17 protein-coding genes are annotated in these 21420 nt (G+C 70.6%); 9 read left to right on the top strand and 8 right to left on the bottom strand.

The features are described from left to right. Window positions 1-170 precede the first annotated feature (170 nt). Window positions 171-809, bottom strand: a complete 639-nt coding sequence (locus ACIBSV_RS32720) for a class I SAM-dependent methyltransferase (RefSeq protein WP_395869485.1) — start codon at window positions 807-809, stop codon at window positions 171-173. Window positions 810-1005: 196 nt separating this feature from the next. On the opposite strand from ACIBSV_RS32720, the gene ACIBSV_RS32715 reads away from it, so the two are divergent. Both ACIBSV_RS32715 and ACIBSV_RS32710 read left to right on the top strand, forming a co-directional pair. Next, complete coding sequence (locus ACIBSV_RS32715; protein WP_395869483.1) at window positions 1006-3210, top strand: acyl-CoA dehydrogenase; 2205 nt, start codon at window positions 1006-1008, stop codon at window positions 3208-3210. A 139-nt stretch (window positions 3211-3349) separates the two neighbouring features. After that, window positions 3350-4552 (top strand): lipid-transfer protein, encoded by a 1203-nt coding sequence (locus ACIBSV_RS32710; RefSeq protein ID WP_395869481.1) that lies wholly within the window; start codon window positions 3350-3352, stop codon window positions 4550-4552. Between the two features lie 186 nt (window positions 4553-4738). On the opposite strand, the gene ACIBSV_RS32705 is transcribed toward ACIBSV_RS32710, so the two are convergent. Beyond that, window positions 4739-6037: an NYN domain-containing protein gene (locus ACIBSV_RS32705; RefSeq protein ID WP_395869479.1), complete on the bottom strand. Its 1299-nt coding sequence runs from the start codon at window positions 6035-6037 to the stop codon at window positions 4739-4741. Between the two features lie 181 nt (window positions 6038-6218). Between ACIBSV_RS32705 and ACIBSV_RS32700 the strand changes: the two genes are divergently transcribed. Further along, entirely contained in the window at window positions 6219-7901 is a 1683-nt protein-coding gene (locus tag ACIBSV_RS32700) for a long-chain-fatty-acid--CoA ligase (protein ID WP_395869478.1), read from the top strand. Window positions 7902-8100: 199 nt separating this feature from the next. Here ACIBSV_RS32700 and ACIBSV_RS32695 read toward each other — a convergent pair whose 3' ends face one another. The 5 genes from ACIBSV_RS32695 to ACIBSV_RS32675 all read right to left on the bottom strand — a co-directional run bounded on the left by ACIBSV_RS32695 (window position 8101) and on the right by ACIBSV_RS32675 (window position 12049). Further along, complete coding sequence (locus ACIBSV_RS32695) at window positions 8101-8745, bottom strand: LysE family translocator (RefSeq protein ID WP_395869476.1); 645 nt, start codon at window positions 8743-8745, stop codon at window positions 8101-8103. Window positions 8746-9103: 358 nt separating this feature from the next. Further along, window positions 9104-9754, bottom strand: coding sequence for an organomercurial lyase (merB, locus tag ACIBSV_RS32690; protein WP_395869474.1), 651 nt, complete (start codon window positions 9752-9754; stop codon window positions 9104-9106). Further along, window positions 9751-10731 (bottom strand): EamA family transporter RarD, encoded by a 981-nt coding sequence (gene rarD, locus ACIBSV_RS32685; protein ID WP_395869472.1) that lies wholly within the window; start codon window positions 10729-10731, stop codon window positions 9751-9753. Before rarD ends, merB begins: the two co-directional genes overlap by 4 nt. 92 nt (window positions 10732-10823) lie before the next feature. Continuing rightward, the gene (locus tag ACIBSV_RS32680) at window positions 10824-11717 is read right to left on the bottom strand and encodes an SDR family NAD(P)-dependent oxidoreductase (protein WP_395869470.1); all 894 of its coding nucleotides are present in this window, start codon (window positions 11715-11717) and stop codon (window positions 10824-10826) included. A 74-nt stretch (window positions 11718-11791) separates the two neighbouring features. Further along, window positions 11792-12049 carry a hypothetical protein gene (locus ACIBSV_RS32675; protein WP_395869468.1) on the bottom strand — a complete coding sequence of 86 codons (258 nt, stop codon included), beginning with the start codon at window positions 12047-12049 and terminating at the stop codon, window positions 11792-11794. Window positions 12050-12207: 158 nt separating this feature from the next. On the opposite strand from ACIBSV_RS32675, the gene ACIBSV_RS32670 reads away from it, so the two are divergent. From ACIBSV_RS32670 to ACIBSV_RS32655, 4 genes are all read left to right on the top strand, one after another. Continuing rightward, window positions 12208-12822: a TetR/AcrR family transcriptional regulator gene (locus tag ACIBSV_RS32670; protein ID WP_395869467.1), complete on the top strand. Its 615-nt coding sequence runs from the start codon at window positions 12208-12210 to the stop codon at window positions 12820-12822. Between the two features lie 477 nt (window positions 12823-13299). Next, complete coding sequence (locus ACIBSV_RS32665; protein WP_395869465.1) at window positions 13300-14409, top strand: Scr1 family TA system antitoxin-like transcriptional regulator; 1110 nt, start codon at window positions 13300-13302, stop codon at window positions 14407-14409. Continuing rightward, a complete protein-coding gene (locus ACIBSV_RS32660; protein ID WP_395869463.1) occupies window positions 14379-14492 on the top strand; it encodes a hypothetical protein in 114 nt (37 codons plus the stop codon). Before ACIBSV_RS32665 ends, ACIBSV_RS32660 begins: the two co-directional genes overlap by 31 nt. Window positions 14493-15805: 1313 nt before the next feature. Further along, window positions 15806-17371: an ABC transporter substrate-binding protein gene (locus ACIBSV_RS32655; protein WP_395869461.1), complete on the top strand. Its 1566-nt coding sequence runs from the start codon at window positions 15806-15808 to the stop codon at window positions 17369-17371. 136 nt (window positions 17372-17507) lie between these two features. On the opposite strand, the gene ACIBSV_RS32650 is transcribed toward ACIBSV_RS32655, so the two are convergent. Beyond that, window positions 17508-18212, bottom strand: coding sequence for a PaaI family thioesterase (locus tag ACIBSV_RS32650; protein WP_395869459.1), 705 nt, complete (start codon window positions 18210-18212; stop codon window positions 17508-17510). Between the two features lie 147 nt (window positions 18213-18359). Between ACIBSV_RS32650 and ACIBSV_RS32645 the strand changes: the two genes are divergently transcribed. Both ACIBSV_RS32645 and ACIBSV_RS32640 read left to right on the top strand, forming a co-directional pair. Further along, entirely contained in the window at window positions 18360-19220 is an 861-nt protein-coding gene (locus ACIBSV_RS32645) for a MaoC/PaaZ C-terminal domain-containing protein (RefSeq protein WP_395869457.1), read from the top strand. A 1118-nt stretch (window positions 19221-20338) separates the two neighbouring features. After that, complete coding sequence (locus tag ACIBSV_RS32640) at window positions 20339-21415, top strand: Zn-dependent alcohol dehydrogenase (protein ID WP_395869455.1); 1077 nt, start codon at window positions 20339-20341, stop codon at window positions 21413-21415. The last annotated feature ends 5 nt before the right edge of the window (window positions 21416-21420 follow it).

The raw sequence follows: 21420 nt of genomic DNA, 5'->3' as shown, positions 1-21420 counted from the left end.
CCCGGGTGCCGCGGGTCTGGTCGGGTGAGGTCGAGTCGCCTCGGGTGTGGATGCCTCGTCGGATCCGGGTCGCCTCGGGTGGGTCCACCTGGGTCCGAGACGCCCTGGGTCCGAGACGCCCTGGGCCCGGGCCCGCTCTGTCCCCGCGCCGCTTCCGTCCCCGGGCCCGCTCAGATGCCCGGGGCGATCCGCCGCAGCACCCGCAGCGACCCGTCGCCGGGCAGTTCCTCGAACGCGCCCGACGCCAGCGCGCGCAGGTAGACCCGGTACGGCGCCTGGCCGCCGTCGGCCGGATCCGGGAACACGTCGTGGATCAGCAGCAGCCCGCCGACCGCGACATGCGGCGCCCAGCCCTCGTAGTCGCCCTGCGCGTGCTCGTCGGTGTGCCCGCCGTCGATGAACACCAGGCCCACCGGGGTGTTCCACAGCGGCGCGATCACCCGGCTGTGCCCGACCAGGGCCACCACGTACGGCTCCAGGCCGCTGCGGTACAGCGTGCGCCGAAAGCGCGGCAGCGTGTCCATCACGCCGACCTCGGGGTCGACCAGGGTCGGGTCGTGGTACTCCCAGCCGGGCTGCTGCTCCTCGGAGCCCCGGTGGTGGTCGAGGGTGACCACCACGGTGCCGGCGTCGCGGGCGACCGCGGCGAGCAGGATCGTCGAGCGACCGCAGTAGGTGCCGAGTTCGACCAGCGGGCCGACCTTGGCGGCCTCGGTCGCCGCCGCGTACAGCGCGTCGCCCTCGTTCGCCGGCATGAATCCGGTGGCGGCCTCGAACGCGGCCCGCACGGCGGGGTCGATGGTGCTCATCCTGGGGTTCTCCTTGATCGAGCCGCGCGCGGCGCACCGGGTCGGTGCGACCCCGGGGCCGCCATGCTGCCGCAGCCGCTCCCGCGGCACCGTGTCGGGGGCCACATTCGGGCCCCTCGACGGCACTTCGGTCTCCCGATTAATTGAAACGGGTTCTACTATCGCAAGTACTGGACCGAGTCACGGAAGGCGCGATATGGCCATCGGCATCACGGAGGAGCACCGCTCCCTGGCGGAATCGGTACACGGGTGGGTGCAACGTGTTGCACCCATCGGAGAGGTGCGCCGGGTGCTGGAGGCGGCGGCCGAGGAACGGCCCGGCCACTGGGCCGGCCTGGCCGAACAGGGCCTGCTCGGCATGCATGTCGCGGAGGAGTTCGGCGGCGCGGGATACGGCCTGGTGGAGACCGTCGTGGCGCTGGAGCAGGCCGGTCAGGGCATGCTGCCCGGCCCGTTCCTGCCCACCGTCCTGGCCTCGGCGCTGATCCAGGCGGACGGCGGCGACGCGGCCAAGGAACTGCTGCCGGGCCTGGTGGACGGCACGTTGATCGGCGCGGTCGCGGTCGGCCCCGGCACCGTGGCGGCGAGCGAGGAGGCGGGCGGCCTGCGGGTGACCGGCGTGGCCACGCCGATCCTGGGCGGCGCGCTCGCCGACGTGCTGGTACTGGCCGCGCGCCGGGCCGACGGCACGCCCGCGTACGTGGTCGTGGACGCAGCGGACGTGAGCGTGCGCGCGCTCAAGAGCGTGGACCCCACCCGGCGCAGCGCCGAGGTCACGGTGGACACCGTGGTCCCGGCCGGGCGCGTGCTCGGCGGCGTGGACGAGGACCTGGCCCGCGACCTGGCGGCCGTACTGCTGTCCGCCGAGGCGTGCGGGGTGGCCGCCTGGGCGCTGACCACGGCGACCGAATACGCCAAGGTGCGCGAGCAGTTCGGTCGGCCGATCGGCCAGTTCCAGGCGATCAAGCACCTGTGCGCGGACATGCTGGTGCGCGTCGAGCAGTCGCGCGCGGTCACCTGGGACGCGGCGCGCGCGATCGACGCGGGCGCGGACGCGCCGACCCGGTCCTTGACCGCGGCGATCGCCGCCACGTACGCGATCGAGGCGGCGTTCACCACCACCAAGGACTGCGTGCAGATCCTCGGCGGCATCGGCTTCACCTGGGAGCACGACGCACACATCTACCTGCGTCGCGGTCTGACGCTGCGTCAGTACGCCGGGCCCGCCGCCTACTGGCGGTTGCGCGTGTGCGAGCTGGCGAGCGCCGGCGCGCGCCGCGAACTGGTCCTGGACCTGCCCGAGGAGGCGGAGGGCCTGCGCGACACCGCGCGTGCGATTTTGACCGAGGTGGCCGGCGAGTCCGGCGCCGAGCAGCGCGCCAGGCTGGCCCCGCTCGGTTACGCGGCGCCGTACCTGCCCAAGCCGTACGGCATCGGCGCCGGTCCGGTCGAGCAGTTGGTGATCCAGCAGGAGATGAAGGCGCTGGGCGTGCGGCTGCCGGACATCACCATGGGCAACTGGGTGATCCCGTCGCTGATCGCGTACGGCACGCCGGCCCAGCAGGAGCGCTTCGCGCCGCCCACGCTGCGCGGCGAGATCCAGTGGTGCCAACTGTTCTCCGAGCCCGGCGCGGGTTCGGACCTGGCCGCGATCAGCACGCGCGCGACGCGGACCGAGGGCGGCTGGCTGATCAACGGGCAGAAGGTGTGGACCTCGCGGGCCCGGGAGTCGCAGTGGGGCATCCTGCTCGCGCGCACCTCGCCGGACAAGCCCAAGCACGAAGGCCTGACCTACTTCATCGTGGACATGGCCGCTGCGGGCCTGGACATCCGGCCGCTCAAGGAGATCAGCGGCCTGGCGATGTTCAACGAGATCTTCCTCGAAGACCTCTTCGTGCCGGACGACATGGTCGTCGGCAAGGTCGACGAGGGCTGGCAGGTGGCCCGCAACACGCTGGGCAACGAGCGGGTGCACATGGGCGCGGGCAGCTCGTTCGGCGCGGGCATCGCGAACCTGGTCGCGGCGGTGAACGGTCCGGCGGGCGAGTTCGTGGACGGGGGCTTCCGCGAGCGGCTCGGCGCTCTGGTGGCCGAGGCGTCCTCGCTCGCGCTGATCGAACTGCGCACCACGCTGGCCCGGTTGTCCGGCCTGGAGCCGGGCGCGGGCGCGTCGGTGCGCAAGCTGGTCGGCACGCCGCACCAGCAGCGCGAGTCCGAGCTCTCGCTCGAACTGCTCGGCCCGCTGGGCGCGGTGGACGAGGGCGCGGGGCAGCAGGCGGCGTTCGGCTTCCTGATGAGCCGCTGCCTGACCATCGCGGGAGGCACCACGCAGGTCCAGCTCAACGTGGTCGGCGAGCGCATCCTCGGACTGCCCAGGGACCCGCAGCCGGCCGAGAAGTAGTTCCTTCCTTTCGTTCGGTTCGGACTGTTCGTTTTGTTTGTTCGATTCGTTCGGTTCGTTCCGTTCGTTCCGTTGGTTCCGCGGGTTCCGCGGGTTCGATTTTCCGTTCAGTGGTTCTCTTTCAGTGGGAGTTCGCGACATGGCACAAAAGGCGTTCATCGTCGGCGTCGGCATGACCAAGTTCGAGAAGCCGGAGAGCCGCGACTGGCAGTACTGGGACATGGTCAAGGAGGCCGGCGACAAGGCCCTGGCGGACGCGGGCGTCGGCTACGACCTGGTCGAGCAGGCGCCGGTCGGCTACTGCTTCCAGGCGTCCACCGCGGGCCAGCGCGCGGTGTACGAGCTGGGTCTGACCGGCGTGCCGGTCTACAACGTCAACAACAACTGCGCGACCGGCTCGTCCGCGCTGATGATGGCCCGTCAGTTCGTCGCGGGTGGGCTGAACGACTGTGTGCTCGCGATCGGCTTCGAGAAGATGAAGCGCGGATCGCTGGGCGGGGGTGGCGAGGGCGACTTCTCCACGTCGCCGGTCGCGCGGCACTACAAGATCATGGGCGACGCGCACGGGTTCTCGATGACCGCGCCGCCGACCGCGCAGATCTTCGGCAACGCGGCGCGTGAGCACATGGCCCGCTACGGCACCACCGCCGAACAGATCGCGCACGTGGGTGTCAAGAACCACCGGCACTCGGTGAACAACCCGTACGCGCAGTTCCAGGTCGAGTACTCGCTCGAAGAGGTGCTCGGCGCCAAGGAGATCCACTCGCCGCTCACCCGGCTCCAGTGCTCGCCCACCTCGGACGGCGCCGCCGCGGCGCTCGTGGTCAGTGAGCGCTTCGTGCGCGAACACGGCCTTCAGGACCAGGCGATCGAGATCGTGGCGCAGTCGATGACCACCGACACCGAGGAGAGCTTCGCCTCGAACACGTGCATCGACGTGGTCGGCAAGCCGATGTCGGCCGCGGCCGGTCGGCAGGTCTTCGAGCAGTCCGGTCTGGGCATCGAGGACGTCGACGTGATCGAGCTGCACGACTGCTTCTCGATCAACGAGATCCTCACCTACGAGGCGCTGGGCATGTGCGGCGAGGGGGAGGGCGGCAAGCTGGTCGCCGAGGGGGCCACCACGTATGGCGGGCGCTGGGTGGTCAACCCGTCCGGCGGCCTGATCTCCAAGGGCCACCCGCTGGGCGCCACCGGCCTGGCCCAGGCCGCCGAGATCAGTTGGCAGTTGCGCGGGCTGGCGGACGCGCGCCAGGTCGCCGACGCCAAGGTCGGCCTGACGCACAACATCGGTCTGGGTGGCGCGGCCGTCGTGGGGCTGTACCGCCGGGGTCAGTTCTAGTCGTTGCCGTTGCCGTTGCCGGCGCCGCCGGTGCCTGCCGGTGGTTGGTTGCCGGTCGTCGTCCGTGGCTTCCGGCTGTCCGGGGTGTCGTGATTGTCGCGTTATGGCTGCGCCGGGTCGGCGTCCGTGGGGCGGCTCGACATCGTGACGGGTGCGGCGTGGGGCCGCACCCGTCGTCGGGTGCGGTCAGCCGCCGTTGGTGCCCGGGACGATGGTGAGGTCGGGCGCCATCCGGTCCGCGGTCGTGGTCTTGCCGTGCAGCCACTCGGACAGCATGGCGCGCTCGGTGTCGTTCAGGTACAGCCGGGCGTTGGCGCACAACGTCTCGACGTTGCGCAGGAACGCGACCGCCAGGTCGTCGGCGGAGGCGACCGGGTGCGCGGTGGAGGACCAGTAGCCGGAGTAGACCAGCCCCGTGGTGACGAACGCGATCGCCTTGCGGGCGATGGTCTGCATGCGCTCGGCGCACCGGTCGCGGACCGCGCCCGAGGTCTGGTTGCCCTGGAAGCCGTTCTCGCTGACCTCGGCGTGCAGTTCCTCGAAGAGCACGTGGTACTCCTCCGGGGACAGCCGGGGCGCACCCGTGACCGTGGCCACCCGGTCGATCAGGTCGCGGACCGGCTCGCGTACGTGGTCCATCCGACCCTGGCCGTTGGGACGTGCCGAGGGCGGCTGATGTCGGGTCCGGTCGTAGATGTATCCAGGGGGGACCCGGCTGATCAGCAGCTTCTCGTCGGAGCCCTGCTCCAGCATCAGTTCGAGCAGGGACGAGAAGGTGGCCGCGCCGCCCCAGCGGGTGCGGGTGACCTGCTCCCGGCCGACCTGCTGGAGCACCGAGTGGGCCAGCGTCGCGAGCACGATCGGCTCCTCGGACCCGCCGAGTTGCTCGCGCACGTGTGCCATCACCTGTTCGCGCACGCCCTCGTCGGCCGGCGCGACGTCGATCTCGTCGCGCAGGGCCCGTTCGATGAACTCCTGGTCGCTGATCACCACGTCCCCCGCCGCGACGTACGCCTGGGCGGCCGGGCCGCTCGCGATCACCATGGTGCGCCGGTCGTGGCTGCGCAGCCGCAGCAGCACGGGCGTGAAATCCGCGTCCGCGCTCATGATGATGACCTCGTCGAACCGGGTCGAGTGTTGGAGCGTGTCGAGGACGTCCATCACCATGTGGATGTCCGCGCTGTTCTTGCCCCGTCCCGTCAGCGGCGGGCAGTCGATCACGCGAAAGGCCGACCGCGTGAAGAAGGCCCGGTAACGGTCGTGCATGACCGGGTTGAGGTAACAGTTGCGCACGAGCAACGATCGGCGCAGGCCACGCTCGGTCGCCTCGTTCTCCAACCACTCCAACCACTGGGAGGGCTTGCGGGCGAAAATCTCCGCCGAAGCCCGATCCGTCTCGCGCAGCCCGCTGTAAATATTGTCAAAGTCAAGAAAAAGCGCGCTGCGAATTCTGCCTGGTATGCCCGAATCCATACTCATGTCCATGCCTGCCTCCCCCGATGCGTACGGCTTCAATCTGTCCGACGCGTCACGTGCGGGCAAGCGAGGCCACTTACGGTCCGGTTCCGATCTTGGCCGTCTTCCGATCCGCGCGCACCCGGGTTAGGTTGCCAAGCGAAAGCTTGATCGTGCCACGTACGTGTGTCTGTCCGTCAGGAGTCGTGCCGTGTCGGGACGTTGGACCACCACCCTGGACGAACTGCTACGCCGGCGGGCCGCGGATTCCTCGGCCGCACTCCGATCCGAGGACCGGGTGTGGTCCTGGGCCGAAGTGGTCGCCGAGTCCGCGCGCCGGGCGGCGCTGCTGCGTGGGATGCGGGTCGAGGGCCGGCCGTGGCACATCGGGGTGATGCTGGAGAACGTCCCCGAGTTTCCGCTGTTGCTGGGTGCCGCGGCGCTGTCCGGCGCGGTGATCGTCGGGCTCAACCCGACCCGGGTCGGTTCCGAGCTCGCGCGCGACATCGACCACACCGACTGCTCGCTGGTGATCACCGACGCCACGCACCTGGCGCAGCTGCGCACCGCCGCTCCGGACTTCCCGGCGGACCGGCTGCTGTGCGTGGACGACGCGTCCTGGGCGGCGGCGCTGGAGCCGTACGCGGACGCCGAGCCGCCGGCGGAGCGACCGGCGGTCGAGGACACCTTCATGCTGATCCTCACCTCGGGGACCACGGGGCATCCCAAGGCGGTGATCTGCTCGCAGGGCAAGATCGCTTCGCAGGGGGCGAGCGTCGTGGCGATGGAACGGCTCACCGGCGCGGACGTCGCGTACTGCGCCATGCCGCTGTTCCACTCCAACGCGGTCATCACGTGCTGGGCGCCGGCGGTCGCGGCCGGGGCCGAACTGGTGTTGCGCCGGCGATTCTCCGCGTCCGGCTTCCTGCCCGACGTGCGGCGGTTCAAGGTCACCTACGCGAACTACGTGGGCAAGCCGCTGTCATACATCCTGGCCACACCGGAATTGCCCGACGACGCGGACAACCCGCTCACGCGCGTCTTCGGCAACGAGGGCGGGCCGCAGGACGTCGAGCGGTTCGCCCGGCGGTTCGGCTGCACGGTGCGGGACGGATTCGGCTCGACCGAGGGCGGCCTGTCCTTCGTTCCGGTCCCGGGCATGCCGCCGGGTGCGCTGGGCCGACCCAACGGCGAGATCCGGATCCTGAACCAGGACACCCGCGAGGAGTGCCCGCCGGCGGTCTTCGACGCCGAGGGCCGGATGACCAACGTCGAGGAGGCGGTCGGCGAACTGGTCAACATCGGCGGCGCGGGTTCCTTCGAGGGCTACTACAACAATCCGGTGGCGACCGCGCAGCGCATGCGCAAGGGCTGGTACTGGAGCGGCGACCTGGCCTACCGGACCGAGGACGGCCTGATCTTCTTCGCGGGCCGCAGCGGTGAATGGCTGCGCGTGGGCGGGGAGAACTTCGGCGCCACACCGGTCACCCGAATCCTGTCCCGGCACCCGGACGTCGCGGTGGCGACGGTGTACGGCGTGGCCGACGAGGCGGCGGGCGACCAGGCGATGGCGGCCCTGGTGCTGCGCGAGGGCGCGAGCTTCGAACCGGCGGAGTTCGCCGCGTGGTTGGCGGAGCAGTCGGACCTGTCCCGGGCCTGGCATCCGCGCTACGTCCGGATTGCCGCGGCGCTCCCGCAGACCAGCACGAACAAGATCCTGACCCGCGTCCTGGTCCGGCAGGCCTGGTACACCGGCACGGACGAGTTGTGGTGGCGCGACGCGAAGGACGGCCCGTACCGACCCTTCACCGAGGCTGATCGCAAGACGCTGGAAACGGCATTCGCCGACCGGGGGCGGGCGCATGTTTTGGCGCTGATGGAACGGGAGGGGTAGGGGCGGGAGTGCGCGCGGGGCGGGCGTCGGGTCGGGGCGGTCGAGGTCGGGTTGGGCTGTGTCATCCCGAGGTGACGTGCGGGCGCGGGCGCATCAACCGACGTATCGTCGCGCTCGGCTCGGCACTGACTCGATGGCCGGCGCGACGCCCGCTTCCCGTCGCGGCCGGTCGCCGGTGGGGCGGGGAGGCCGTGCGGCTTCAGCCGTCGGAGGCGGCGAGGCCGATGCCGAAGGCGCCGATGACGGTGCCGGTCGAGGCGTCGAGGGTGCGGCGGAAGCGGGGGCGGCGGAGCTTGGCGCGCAGGCTGTTCGCGCCGAGGATGATCACCGCGAACCACACCATGCCCTCGATGTCGTGGACCAGCGCGAGCAGTATCCCGAAGGCGAGGTGCGGCGTCCCGGACGGGATGAACTGCGGGATCATCGCCATGTAGAAGACGCCGACCTTGGGATTGGTCAACGACGTCAGCACGCCGCGCCCCCACGCCGACCACAGTCCCGGAGCGGCCTTGGCGCCGGACTCCGCGCCGACCTCGACATCGGTGTACCGGTTCGCCCACGCGGCCCGCAGCAGCCCGTACGCCAGCCACAACAGGTAACAGGCACCGACGATTCGCAGGCTCGTATAGGCGACCCGGGATGTGGTCAGCACCGCCGAGACGCCGGCCGCCGCGGCGGCGCCCCAGACCAGCGTGCCGGACCCTATGCCGAGCGCGGTGGCGAATCCGTGCCGAGACCCCCGGGTGAGGGCAGCGCGCAGCACGATTGCGGTGTCCGGGCCCGGGATGATCGTCAGCAGCCCGGCGACCAGGGCGAATGAGGCGAGGTGCGTCAACACGTCCATACGGTCATGCTGCCGGCCTCGGCCGAGGGCCCAAGCGGTGGGCGAAGATCGGTCGCGCGACGTGCTGACACGTCGTCATGATCGAGTCCTGGCGGGCGATTCGGGCGAGGTCGCGTACGGCCGGGGCGGACGGCCGATGCCGGGCCCGGGTTGGGGCGGGGCCGGGACCGGTGCCAGAACCGGAGTCCGGGGCCGGGGTCGAGGCGGCGGTTGGGCAGGCGCGGGATCGGGCGGTGAACTTCGCCCCCGGCGTGTGTGCGGCGAGGGCTCGGAGCGGGCGTGGTGTCGGGCGCGTTCCGGCGCCGGTGGGCCGTGCCGGCGTTGACGGGTGGCACCGTTGGGGCCACAACGGCGCGTCTCACAGGCCCCAGAAGCGGCCTTCGAGTCCGATCGAGGCGAAGTAGGCCGCCGCCATGGCCGGGTCGCGGCGTTCGTAGCCTCGGTGCAGGCGACCCTCGTACCAGTGCTCGGCCAGGCGCCACAGCGTGGTCAGGTCGAGCACGTAGCCGCGGGTCTGGCCGGTGCGGGCGAGCCAGCGATCCACGCAGCCCTCGTCGCAGAACAGCCGCTGGTTGCCGCACGCGTGCACCACGTCGTCCCACAGCATGGTGATCGGGACCAGGAAGTGCGCCACCTCGTCGCCCTTGGGCGGCTGTTCGGTGCCCACGTTCCAGGCGAGTGCCCCTGCGCAGCCCGGGCAGCGGGTCGCGACCAGGACCTCTTCGTCCACCAGGTGCGGCACCGCGAAGGAATCCCACGCGCAGCCGCCCCACCACAACGTGCGCGAGCCCATCACCGAGAAGCCCAACGGGACCGCGCTGAATGGATGCGCCATCACGATCGCCCCGTCGTGCAGCACGATGTGCCGCTGCTCGTGCAGCGTCCACAAGCCCGCGCGTACGGTGAGCTCCGAGACGCCCAGGATCGCGGCCAGCTCCTGATCGGACGGTGCTCGCCCGGTGTCGGCGAAGCCCCGATAGACCGCCAGGCGCAACTGTTCGACGCTCACGAGGTCGCCTCTCGTTCGGGCACGACGGTGACCGCAGTCTCCCGGGGCGCGGTGGTGACAGTGGCCTCGGGCTCCCGCTCGGATACGAGGACGGCGACCCGATTGCGGCGGGACTGGCGGATCGCGTCGTAGGTGAGCACCGCGAGCGCCGTCCACACCAGGGCGAAGCCCGCCCACCGGGCCGCGGGCATCGGCTCGTGGTAGACCGAGACACCGATCCCGAACTGGATGATCGGGGCCAGGTATTGCAGCATGCCGATCGTGCTCAGCGGCACCGTGTTCGCGGCGACCGCGAAGCACAGCATGGGGATCACGGTGATCAGCCCCGCCGTCATCAGCATCAACGCCTGCGGCGTCCCCTCGTGCCCGAACGTGCCCTCACCGGTCCAGGCCAACCAGGTCAGGTAGCCGAGCGCGGGCAGGAACATCACCGCCGTCTCGGCCGTCATCGAGTGGGTGGCGGGGAGGTTCATCCGCTTCTTGACATAGCCGTAGGTCGCGAACGACGCGGCCAGACTCAGCGCGATCCACGGGACTCGGCCGTAGGCGACGATCAGCACCATCACCGCCGCGACGCCCATCCCCACGGCGGTCCACTGGATCGGCCGCAGCCGCTCGCCGAGCACCACGACACCGATGCCGATCAGCACCAACGGGGTGATGAAGTAGCCCAACGAGGTCTCCACGACCTGGTCGTGGTTGACGCCGTAGATGTAGGCGCCCCAGTTGATCGAGATCATCACGGCGGCCAGCGTGACCGTGGCCAACTTGGCCGGGGCGCGCATGATCTCGCGGATCCAGGACCACTGCCGGAGCGCGGCGAGCAGGACGAGCATGCACAGCAGTGACCAGGTCATCCGGTGCGCGAGGATCTCCACGGCGCCGGCCGGTTTGACGTGGGGCCAGTAGAGCGGGAAGAGACCCCACATGACGTAGGCCGCCGTGCCCAGGAGCAATCCGCGTCGTTCTGAACCCATGCCGCAGACGGTACTGGCGAATTGGCCTGCCGTCAGGGGCCAATCCGGAATGAGTGGATCCGCCCCTCGCGCGGCCGGGCGCCGCCGGGGTCTCAGTCGCCGTCACGGCTCATCGCCTCCCAGCGGTCGTTTTCCTCACGGCGGGCCCGGTCCAGCTCGGCGATCATGTCGTAGGCCGCGCCGCCCAGGATGATCCGGCGGGGCGGCTCGGGCAGATCGACGAGTCGCAGCAGCACCGTGGCCGCCTTGGCCGGGTCGGCATCCTTCGACTCGGCCCACATCTCGGCCAGTTCGGCGCGCAGTGGCGCGTACGCCTCGTTCTCGGTGGTCATGGTCAGGCCGTGGGTGAACAGCGTCGTCTCGTAGCCGCCGGGCTGCACGAGGGTCACGTGCACCCCGAAGACGGCCATCTCCATCGCCAGGGCGCCGGTGACGTTCTCGAGCGCGGCCTTGCCCGCGCCGTACAGACCGGTGGACGCGAAGCCGACGGCGGAGCCCATCGAACCGATCTGGAGGATGTGCCCCGAGCCCTGCTCGCGCAGGTAGGGCGCCGCGGCCTGGCTCACCCACAGTGCGCCGAAGAAGTTGACGTCGAAGTGCGCCCGGACCTGCTCCTCGGTCACCTCCTCGACCATGCCGATCAGACTGACGCCGGCGTTGTTGACGACGACGTCCAGCCGACCGAAGGTCGCGATGGCACGGGCCACGGTGCGAAACACCGCTCCGCGGTCGGTGACATCGAGCGGAAGAGCCACAAAGCGACCCTCGTACTCGGCGGCGAGATCGCCGAGCGGCGCGACGTCCCGCGCGACGCCGACGACTCGATCGCCCGCCGCGAGCGCGGCCTCGGTGAAGGCCCGACCCAGACCTCGCGACGCGCCGGTGATGAACCAGACGCGGGGCTCGCGGTCGGTGGGGCCGGTGACAGCGGTCGGTTCGGTGGCGGTGGTGGGGGTGGTGGTGTCGGCAACAGTGGCGGTGGTCATGAGCGTGGGCTCCTTCGTGGGGGTGGTGTCGGAGGCTGTCGGCGGGATGGTTCGGGCGGTGGTCGGGATCGGGCTCACCTCGGTCGGTAGCCGGACGAGGTCGCCGCGCGGCGGCCGGCCGGCGCGGGACGAGGGGCGGTGATCCGCGCCTCGCGCCGGTGGCGCGGTCGGGGCGGCTCGGCGGGGGACACCACACGAGGGACGGCTGCGGCCGCGGCGGAGATCCGCATACCGGTCGTGGTCGCGGTTCGTACATCGACGACGGAGAACGCGTCGCTCGCGTCGGTCGCGGGGACGGTGATCGGCGCGGCGGCGGTCGGGGTGCGGAACATGAGTGACAACTCCTCGAAAACGCGATGGCGAGAGGCATGCGGGACGTATGTCATGTGAGACGAGACGGTTCGTCTCGCTTCGAGATTCGAGCATGCATGCTTCGGCTCTGCATGTCAAGACGAGACGGTTCGTCTCGTGGATCGGCTATGCTGTGCCCATGAGCATCGACAACACGAGTAGCGGCACCGCCGCGAAGCCGAACCCGTCCCGGCGCAGCGAACAGTCCCGCCGCGCGATCCTCGCCGCAGCCCGGGAACTGGTCTCCGAGCTCGGTTTCGCGAAGCTCACGATCGAGGCCATCGCGGCACGCGCGGGCGTCGGCAAGCAGACCATCTACCGGTGGTGGGGCTCCAAGGGCGAGGTCGTCTTCGAGGCGTTCCTGGCGCTGAGCGACCCGGGGGAGGGCATCGTGCTGCCCGATACGGGTGATATCGCGACGGACCTGAAGTACCTGATGCGCGAGACCGTCGCCGAGTTCGCCGATCCCGCGTTCGAGGGCCCGATCCGCGCACTCAACGCCGAGATCATCAACGACCCCAAGCTCGCCAGGCTCTACCACGAGAAGATGGCCGCCCCCGTCGACGAGGCCAAGAAGGAACGCCTGCGCAGCGCCCAGCGGGCCGGCCAGATCGCCCCCGACATAGACCTCGACCTGGCCCTCGAACTCCTCTACGCCCCCCTCTACCAACGCTGGCTCCTCCGCTCCGGCCCCCTCACCGAGCAATACGCCGACGCCTTGGTCGACTTGACCCTCAAGGCCCTCCGCCCCTGAGAGCCGAGCCCCGCCCCCGACCGACGACCGATGCTCCCCACCCGCAATCGGCAGCGCGCTCCGACGGGTTCGCGGGCCGGGCAGGCGGGTGTCGGTCGGAGCAGCCGCATACCGGACGAGCGTCTCCGCGCGGGGCGGGCGGCGAGTGTTGGTTGCGCGCCTTGCGGTTGCTTGTCGTCGGGGAGTCGGCTCGACCGTCGCAGGCGCGGTGGGAGTCCGCGCCGTGCGAGGGGCGCGGCGGTGAGCCTTGCCGCGCCGCCGGGGCCGGGTGCGGCACGAGCCGGCATTCACGGATCGACTGCCGGTCAACCTGATCCAGCCTGTGTACCCGGCTCCCGCCCGACTCGCTCGGCGACGTGTTGGGCCACATCGATGCCCGGGGCGAGAAGGTGCGGTCGCTTGGACCGCGACCCCGGATCGGCGATCGGGACGGCCGGTCAACCGCGCCGGGCTGCGGGTCGCCACCATCCGCCACCTGTGCAGAAGCATGAAACGGCGAAATGGGCGGATCAAGGTGGTTACCGTGTGTTTGGTGATCATCTTGGGGGCGTCGTGAAACGTTTGATCGAGCCGGGCAACCCGGCGTTCGTCGCCGCGCGGCACCAGCGTGGGTGGCACTCCCAGCAGCGGCTCGCGGACGCCTTCGAGCAGAAGGCGGTCGAATGCGGGTTTCGCATCGGTGTCAGCGTGCGTCAGGTCCGGCGCTGGGAGAGTGCCGAGCCGCCGTGGCCGTCGAGCGACTACCAAACGGTCCTGGAGGCACTGTTCGGGCTGCCGCTGACCATGCTTGGCTTCTCGCCACCGGTCGGCTCGCGCCGGTTCGAGGAGGAGATCGCGAGCGCCCAGGTCGTCGACATCGTCGAAGGACTGCACGAGGGCGAGCAGTCGGGGTGGTGGCGCACCGACCCGAGCGAAGGCTCCGGCGCCCGCGTCGATCGCCTTGTCCAGGTGGAGCAACGGGCGGTCGTGACGCGGACGTACGCATCCAGCCTGATTCCCGGGCCCCTACAGGTCTATGAGTATGCGGTGGCGGCGATCCGCGCCTATTTGCCCGCACTGCCCGAGGATGAAGTGATCCAGCGAGCGCGAAGGCGCACCGAGCGACTGGGTGATCTGCAGGCGCGCCCCGATGGATCACGCGCGCTGCTGTACATCATCGACGAGCCCGTCTTGCATCGTCCCGTGGGCAACGAAGCGATCCTGCGGAAGCAGCTCGCGCATCTACTCGTCACGGCGTCCGCGCTGCCTCACGTTCAGCTTCAGGTGATGCCGCTGTCAGCCGGCGGTCATCCGGGCATGGCCGGGCCCTTCACGCTGTTCGACTTCGGGGACAGGCGCGTTGTGTATGCCGAGGCCCTCACCGGGGCTACGTGGACTTCTCGGCCGGCCTGTCTCGCTGCGTACTCGCTCGCCTACGATCGACTCCAAGCGGCGGCGCTCACTGCGGACGAGTCGATGGAACGCGTCGCGCACAGACTCGCGGAATTGGAGACGGCATGGATGCTCGCGGGCGATGGAAGACCAGCAGCCACAGCGGAGGAGAAGACTGCGTCGAGGTGGCGTCCCTGGGAGCCGCTGTCGGAGTGAAGGACAGCAAGGTCGCCGACTCGCCGGTGATCGCCGTCAACTCGGCCGCGTGGGCTCACCTCATAGAGCGTGCCGGTCGCTGATCGGCGCCTTTGTGGGTCAGGCGGCCGCAGTGTCCCGGTCGCGTCGATCTCGTTTCACGATTCGACGGATGACGTTCGAGAGCGTCGCAAGAGCGCCTGCGGGCCCGGTGGGAGTCTTCCTTCCGCGATCACGCGCAGGTAGTGGGCCCGGCCGCAACCGAACTCGCGGATCAGGCAATTGGCGACGCGGTGAAGCACCGAACGCGGACCGGTCACCGGCCCCGAACCGGCGACGGACATTCGTCCCGTCGGAGGCGTCGAGCGCTGCGCTGCGCCGCCCAGGGGGCCGCCGCAGCGGTACCCGGCGATAAGCCGGGTGACGCCACCGACGTGTAGCTCAAGCGCGCGGTGCTCCTTGCGCCCCGCGCGCGCTCGCGTTCCCGTGCTCCCCATGCCCGCGACGCGTCGAACGTGTCGCGTGGTCGGATCAGCGACGCCGGCATGCCTCGGCCCCAGCCCGCTCCACCCCGTCCCCGTTCACGCCCGGCCCTGTTCCCGGGCCGCCCCCTCGACCGCCCCGCCCCGCGCGTGGGCTTCGGGCCCGGATCGGCAGCTCCGGCCCACCCCACCCCGGCCCGGCCCGTTCCCCGCGCCCCCTCGCCCCGCGCGTGGGCTTCGGGGCCCGGATCGGCAGCTCCGGCCTCACCTCGGCCCCACCCCATCCCGGCCCGTTTCCCGCCCCGATCAGCCCGTGCCGCGCCTGCTCCTGTGCGCGCCGCGTTGAGCGTGGGCCTCGTCGCCTCGGATCGACGGCTCCCGCTCCGCCCGTCCCCGTCTCCCCTCCGCCCGTCTCCACCCCTGTGCCGCCTCCGCCGCGCGCTGCGATGTGCGTGCGCCTTGGGCCTCGAATCCGCAGCTCCCGCTTCGGCCCGGCCCAGTGCCGCCCGCCCCTGGCTTCGGCCCGGCCCCGCGCCGCCCGCCCCGGCCGGCCCGCTCCGCCTCCCGGTGTGGTCCATCTCGTGTTCCGCGGGCTTCGGGGGGTGCGTGATCAGGACTGGGGTGCGTGAATCGGATGGTGCGTGAATTGGCTCCGGGGTGCGTGATGTGGCTTGGGGGAGGGGTCCGAGGTGGGGGATATCGGGGCATCGGTCGGCGGGTCAGGGAAAACTGACGGAGAGTCACTTCGGTCGGTGGAATTTGGGGATTGGGGCTGCGGTACCGTCACGGACGGTGCGGAATTGTTATTTGACGGACCGTCAGATTTCTCCTTACCGTGGCCGTATATCCACGTCTGGATCAAGGAAACGACGCCACCCCGCTCCCGGGACGGCGTGCCTTGTGCTTCCCGAACGCAGGAGCGTCCCGTGCGAACCGTGAACTCGACACCCCTCAAAACCCGCCTGGTGCGCCGCGCGGGCGTACTCGCGGGCCTCGCCGGCCTGACGCTCGGTGCCACCGCGTGCGGTGGCGGCGACGACGCCGGCAGCGGAGCCTCCGGCTCGATGACGGTGCTCATCACGCAGGAGGCCAAGGGCATCGACCCGATCATGACCACCGTGTCGTCGCTGACCGGCGGCAATCAGGCCGCGGCCGTGTTCGACATGCTCTTCTGGATCAACCCCAAGACCGGCAAGGCCGAGCCGCAGATCGCCGAGAGCGCGACCGCCGGCGAGGGCAACTCGGTCTGGACGATCAAGCTCAAGCCCAACGTGAAGTTCTCCGACGGGACCGCGCTCGACGCCGAGGCGGTCAAGTTCAACTGGGAACGGCACACCGACCCGGCGAACCGGTCGGTGCAGTTCACCGCCGTCAAGGGGATGAAGTTCGACGCGGTCGACGCGCAGACCGTCAAGGTCACGCTGCCCGCCCCGAACGCCCACTTCGACCTGGTCGTCGCGCACAACCTGGCGTTCATCGGTTCGCCGACGGCGATCAAGGCGGACCCCAAGCTGTTCGCGCAAAAGCCGGTCGGCGCGGGCCCGTTCAAGCTCAAGACGTGGATGCGCGACTCGCAGCTCACGCTGGAGCGCAACGACTCGTACTGGAGCCAGGGCAAGCCCGCGCTCAAGGAGTTGATCTTCAAGCCGGTGATGGACCAGAAGCAGCGCCTGGCCGCGCTGTCCTCGGGTCAGGCCCAGCTCATGACGACGGCGCACTTCCCGTCCACCGAGCAGGCGCGCAAGGACGGCATGACGGTCACCCTCGATCCCAAGAGCGGTGGCTTCATGACCATGTTCGACACGTCCAAGCCGCCGTTCAACGACGCGCGCGCCCGCCGCGCGTTCGCGTTGATCATGAACCCGGACGACCGTAACCAGACGATCCAGGGTTCGCCGGGCCAGACGCTCAAGACCCTGTTCCAGCCCGCGTCGCCGTTCGCCAACCCGGACGCGGTGTACGCCACCAACAACCGGGTCGAGGCGCAGAAGCTGCTCGACGAACTGGCCGCCGAGGGCAAGCCGCTGAACTTCACGTACACCACCAACAGCAGCGCGAGCGCGCGGCTGACGGCCGAGTACTGGCTCACCCAGATCGGCAACATGAAGAACATCACGATGAAGACCGAGTTCCTCGAGGGCGCGGCCTACATCCAGAAGGTGTTGATCAACAACGACTTCCAGGCCTCGGAGTTCGTGATCACCTTCGACGAGCCGGAGCCGGTGCTGTACAACTTCACCCACTCCAAGGGCTCTGAGAACCGCACCAAGTGGAACGACCCCGTCGTGGACAAGGCGCTCGACGACGCCCGCAACAGCGACGACGCGGCGGTGCGCAAGGCCGCCTACCAGAGCGTGCAGGCGGAGATCGTCAAGGAGGTCCCGTTCTTCTCCTACGAGAAGTCCTTCGCGGCGTCGGTCCAGGGCAAGAACACCAAGATCGAGGGCCTGGCGCTGTTCGAGGACGGCCTGATCCTCTTCGACCGGATCGCGCTCAAGTAGTCGCACCCGACGCCGACCGGGCCGACGCAGTGAAGTGACGCCACGTCAGGGACGTACCCACGGTACGTCCCTGACGTCGTCTCAGGTGAACCCGGGCCGGCTGCACCCGGCCCCAAGCGGCTGCGGGCCGCTCGGATCAGCCGCGCGGCGCGGCCCGGATGAACAACGCCTCGGCGTCCGCGACCAGTTCGCCGTCGGCGTACGACCGGGCGGTGACCCAGGCCTTGCGCCCGTCCACGCGGGTGACGCCGGCCTCGTAGTCGATGCGCGTGTACAGCGGCGTCGCGCGGCGCATCCGCACGGTCAGCCACCCGGTCATCCCGAGTGCCCCCGCGCCGGACTGCGCGCAGCCCATCACCTCGTCGAAGGCCGCCGCGACATAGCCGCCGTGCACGCGCCCGTACGGCCCCTCGTACGCTGCGCCGAAGGTCACATGCGCCCGCACCAGTTGCCCGTCGCCGGTGATGTGCAGCGGCGGCGCGAGTGGGTTCGCGGCGCCCACGAGCGGGCCGCGTTCGTGCAGCGCGAGATCGCGCGAGGTCGGTGTGCGCTCGCCCACACGGGCCAGTGTGGCGATGCGATCGGCCAAATCTGATACATCGTCAGCTACGCTTTCCAGCGTGCTCTCGGCACCCTCCGGGTCGACCGACTTCACCGCCTCGATCAGGCGGCGGGTCGCCTCGGCCAGCCGGTGTCGCGCCGCGCGTCCGGCGCTGTCCGGGTCCGGGCGCGGCGTCCAGGTCAGGCGCAACTCGCGCAGTACGTCGTCCGGTATCGGCGGTGGGGCGAGGGCCTCGTCGGGCTCGCGGGTGTCCGTGGGTTCGCGGGCGGCGGCGGTCATGACGGCTCCTGGGTCGGAGTGGCCTGGCTTCGGCCGGGCGAATGGCCGATCATTGCATGTAAAGAGAACGAGTTCTAGTTTTGACGGGCTGCCGTCGCAGGCGGCGCCGTCGTCGTACGGAATCGCAGTCACAGTAGAGGAGACGTCATGCCGATCGATGCCGCGAAGGCCACCGGAGCCGAGCCCCGCACGGGTGAGATCGCCTGGTCGAACAAGGACGTGATCCTCTACCACCTGGGTCTGGGCGCGGGCACGCCCGCCACGGGCGCGGACGAGTTGCGCTACACGTACGAGAAGAACCTGCACGTGCTGCCGACTTTCGCGACGGTGGCGGGCACCAAGGTCGGCGGCAGCCTCTCCGCGCTGCCCGGCATCGACATCAACCTGCGCGCGGTGCTGCACGGCGGCCAGGAGATCGTCGTGCACAACCCGCTGCCGGCCAAGGCCAAGGGCGTGAAGGCGACCAGTCGGGTCGCGGACGTGTACGACAAGGGCAAGGCCGCCGTGATCGTGCTGGAGTCGTCGGCCGAACTCGAGGACGGCACCAAGCTGTACGACTCGCGCGCCGAGATCTTCGTGCGCGGCGAGGGCGGCTTCGGCGGTGAGCGCGGGCCGGTGACCAAGATCGACGTGCCCGAGCGCGCGGCCGACCACACCATCGATGTGCCCACCGGCGCGGACCAGGCGCTGCTGTACCGCCTGTCCGGCGACTGGAACCCGCTGCACGCCGACCCGGACTTCGCCAAGGCGGCCGGCTTCGACACCCCGATCCTGCACGGGCTGTGCTCGTACGGCCTGACCCTGAAGGCGGTCGTGGACAACGTGCTGGGCGGCGACGTCTCGCGGGTCAAGCGTTACCGCACCAAGTTCGCCGGCATCTTCTTCCCGGGCGAGACGATGCGCGTCCGGGTCTGGGAGGAGGACGGCAAGCTGCTGATCAACACCTCCGCCGTCGAGCGCGACGATGCGATCGTGCTCTCCGACACGGTGGTGGAGTACACGTCCTGACGACGCGTCCTTGCCGAAGCGGCGCGGTACGCCGGGGAACCCGAGGTCGCCCCGACCTCGCGACCCCGGCGCCCCGCGCCACACCCCTCCGCCACGCGATACGCCCCACCCCGCGCCCGAACCCGCGGCCCCGCCCCGGGGCCGACCCACATCACCGGCCCGAGCGTCTTCGCCGCGCCCGGCCCCACCGCCGTGCCTGCCCGAGCGACAGGCCCGCCGCCGCGCCGACCGCGCCGCTTGCGCCCGCCACTGCGCCCGCCCGGTCCCACCGCCGTTCCCGTCCACGCCGTCGCATGCCCGCTCGCCCCACACACCGCAGCCCACGCCGGCAAACCGCCCGCACCTGTCGCCCCGTTCGCCTCGACTGCGCGGGCGCGCGCCGCTGAGCCCTCCCAGGTCCCCACCTCCGCGCCTGTCCTAGCTGTACGCGCGCCATCGCCCCCGCGCAGTCGCCGACCGGGTCACTTCGAGCCCCGTCCACCGTCGCGTCCGCCCTGCACACGCTGTGCGTGCGCCGTCCGCGCCTGCGACCGCATCGGCATGCTGCTTGCACCCGCACCCGCACCCGCACCCGCCTGCCCGCCTTCGCGCCCGCGACCCCGCACGCCCCGTCCGCCACTGCGCCCGCCCGGGTGCACCGCGTACGCCCCCGCCGTCCCGTCCGCTCCGCATCCGCCGCGCGTGCCCTGCGCTCATCCGCGCCCAGCGTGCCTGCGCTGCCGCCCGCACTGACGACGCCGCGCGTCCGCCCGCATCCGCACGCTCGGCGCCACGCCTGCGCCTCGCCCGCCCACACCCGAACCGCCACACCCGCCCCGTAGCCGTGCGCACCCGCCGTGCCCGCGGCGCCCGTCGCCCGTCGCCCGTCGCCCGCCGCCCGCCGCCCGCCGCGCCCACGGTGCTCCCGCCCCACGTCGTTCGTGCTCGTGAGCGCAGCGTCGGGCGGCGAGTGGTCGACGGTCGGGTGTGTGACCTTGCCTTGTCCCGGGTCCGATGCCTTTCGCCTTCTCGTGGGGGCGGATACCTTGACCGTGTCATTGGTCTTGAGTCAAAACGAGAACAAGTTATAGTTCTTGACCGGGCCAAGTATTGGTTCGCAGAAAGACGAGGGAGCCCCCATGCGCGCAGCGGTTCTGCACGAGACCGGCCAGGACAAGCTCGACGTCCGCGATGACGTCGAGGCCGTGGGCATGGGCCCGGGACGCGTGCGGGTCAAGCTGCACGCGACCGGCGTATGTCACTCGGACCTGTCGGCGATGACCGGCGTCCTGCCCCAGCCCGCGCCGTTCGTCCCCGGCCACGAGGGCGCCGGCGAGGTGGTCGAGGTCGGCGACGGCGTGAGCACCGTCGCGGTCGGTGACCGGGTGATCATCTGCTGGGCGCCGCCGTGCGGCGTGTGCAACTACTGCCGCGGCGGCCAGTCCAACCTGTGCCTGGCCGGCTTCATGAACGCGGGCACGCAGAACTTCACCTTCGGCGGCACCCCGTCGTACGGCTTCACCGGCACCGGCACCTTCGCCGAGGAGGTCGTGGTCGCCGCGCCGTGCGCGGTCAAGGTCGCCGACGACGTGCCGTACGAGATCGCGGCGCTGATCGGCTGCGGCGTCACCACCGGTGTCGGCGCGGTGTTCAACAGCGCGCGGATCGAGCCGGGCGCGTCCTGCGCGGTGATCGGCGCCGGCGGCGTGGGCATCGCGGTGATCCAGGGTCTGCGCGCGGCCGGTGCCGCCGAGATCGTGGCCATCGACCCGGCCGAGTCCAAGCACGTGTGGGCCAAGCAGTTCGGCGCCACGCACGCGATCACCCCGGACCAGGCCGCGGACGCCAAGCGCGACCTGACCGCCAATCAGGGCTTCGACTACGTCTTCGAGGTGGTCGGCAAGTCGTTCACCGCGCGCAGCGCGTACGACCTCACCCGCCGCGGCGGCGACGTGATCATCGTCGGCGCGGGCGCGATGGACGACAACGTCTCGTTCAACATGTTCGAGCTGTTCTTCGACCAGAAGCGCATCATCGGCAGCATCTACGGCGGTGGCGACATCGTCTCCGAGTACGAGCGGATCACCAAGCTGTGGCGGGCCGGACGGCTCGACCTGGAGGCGATGATCACGCACCGCCTCACCCTCGCCAACATCAACGACGCGTTCGACCTGATGAAGAGCGGCGAGTCGATCCGCACCATCGTCACCCTCTGACCGAG

It is taken from the genome of Embleya sp. NPDC050154 (genome assembly GCF_044460165.1).
GTDB lineage: Bacteria > Actinomycetota > Actinomycetes > Streptomycetales > Streptomycetaceae > Embleya.
The sequence above is the reverse complement of the archived record's forward strand: the minus strand, read 5'-3'. Positions and strand labels throughout refer to the sequence as shown.

What these genes read in the sequence shown, in the direction of transcription:
- ACIBSV_RS32720 (WP_395869485.1), bottom strand. Translation starts at nt 809, where the DNA reads ATGAGCACCATCGACCCCGCCGTGCGGGCCGCGTTCGAGGCCGCCACC.
- ACIBSV_RS32715 (WP_395869483.1), top strand. Translation starts at nt 1,006, where the DNA reads ATGGCCATCGGCATCACGGAGGAGCACCGCTCCCTGGCGGAATCGGTA.
- ACIBSV_RS32710 (WP_395869481.1), top strand. Translation starts at nt 3,350, where the DNA reads ATGGCACAAAAGGCGTTCATCGTCGGCGTCGGCATGACCAAGTTCGAG.
- ACIBSV_RS32705 (WP_395869479.1), bottom strand. Translation starts at nt 6,037, where the DNA reads ATGGACATGAGTATGGATTCGGGCATACCAGGCAGAATTCGCAGCGCG.
- ACIBSV_RS32695 (WP_395869476.1), bottom strand. Translation starts at nt 8,745, where the DNA reads ATGGACGTGTTGACGCACCTCGCCTCATTCGCCCTGGTCGCCGGGCTG.
- rarD (WP_395869472.1), bottom strand. Translation starts at nt 10,731, where the DNA reads ATGGGTTCAGAACGACGCGGATTGCTCCTGGGCACGGCGGCCTACGTC.
- ACIBSV_RS32680 (WP_395869470.1), bottom strand. Translation starts at nt 11,717, where the DNA reads ATGACCACCGCCACTGTTGCCGACACCACCACCCCCACCACCGCCACC.
- ACIBSV_RS32675 (WP_395869468.1), bottom strand. Translation starts at nt 12,049, where the DNA reads ATGTTCCGCACCCCGACCGCCGCCGCGCCGATCACCGTCCCCGCGACC.
- ACIBSV_RS32670 (WP_395869467.1), top strand. Translation starts at nt 12,208, where the DNA reads ATGAGCATCGACAACACGAGTAGCGGCACCGCCGCGAAGCCGAACCCG.
- ACIBSV_RS32650 (WP_395869459.1), bottom strand. Translation starts at nt 18,212, where the DNA reads ATGACCGCCGCCGCCCGCGAACCCACGGACACCCGCGAGCCCGACGAG.
- ACIBSV_RS32645 (WP_395869457.1), top strand. Translation starts at nt 18,360, where the DNA reads ATGCCGATCGATGCCGCGAAGGCCACCGGAGCCGAGCCCCGCACGGGT.
- ACIBSV_RS32640 (WP_395869455.1), top strand. Translation starts at nt 20,339, where the DNA reads ATGCGCGCAGCGGTTCTGCACGAGACCGGCCAGGACAAGCTCGACGTC.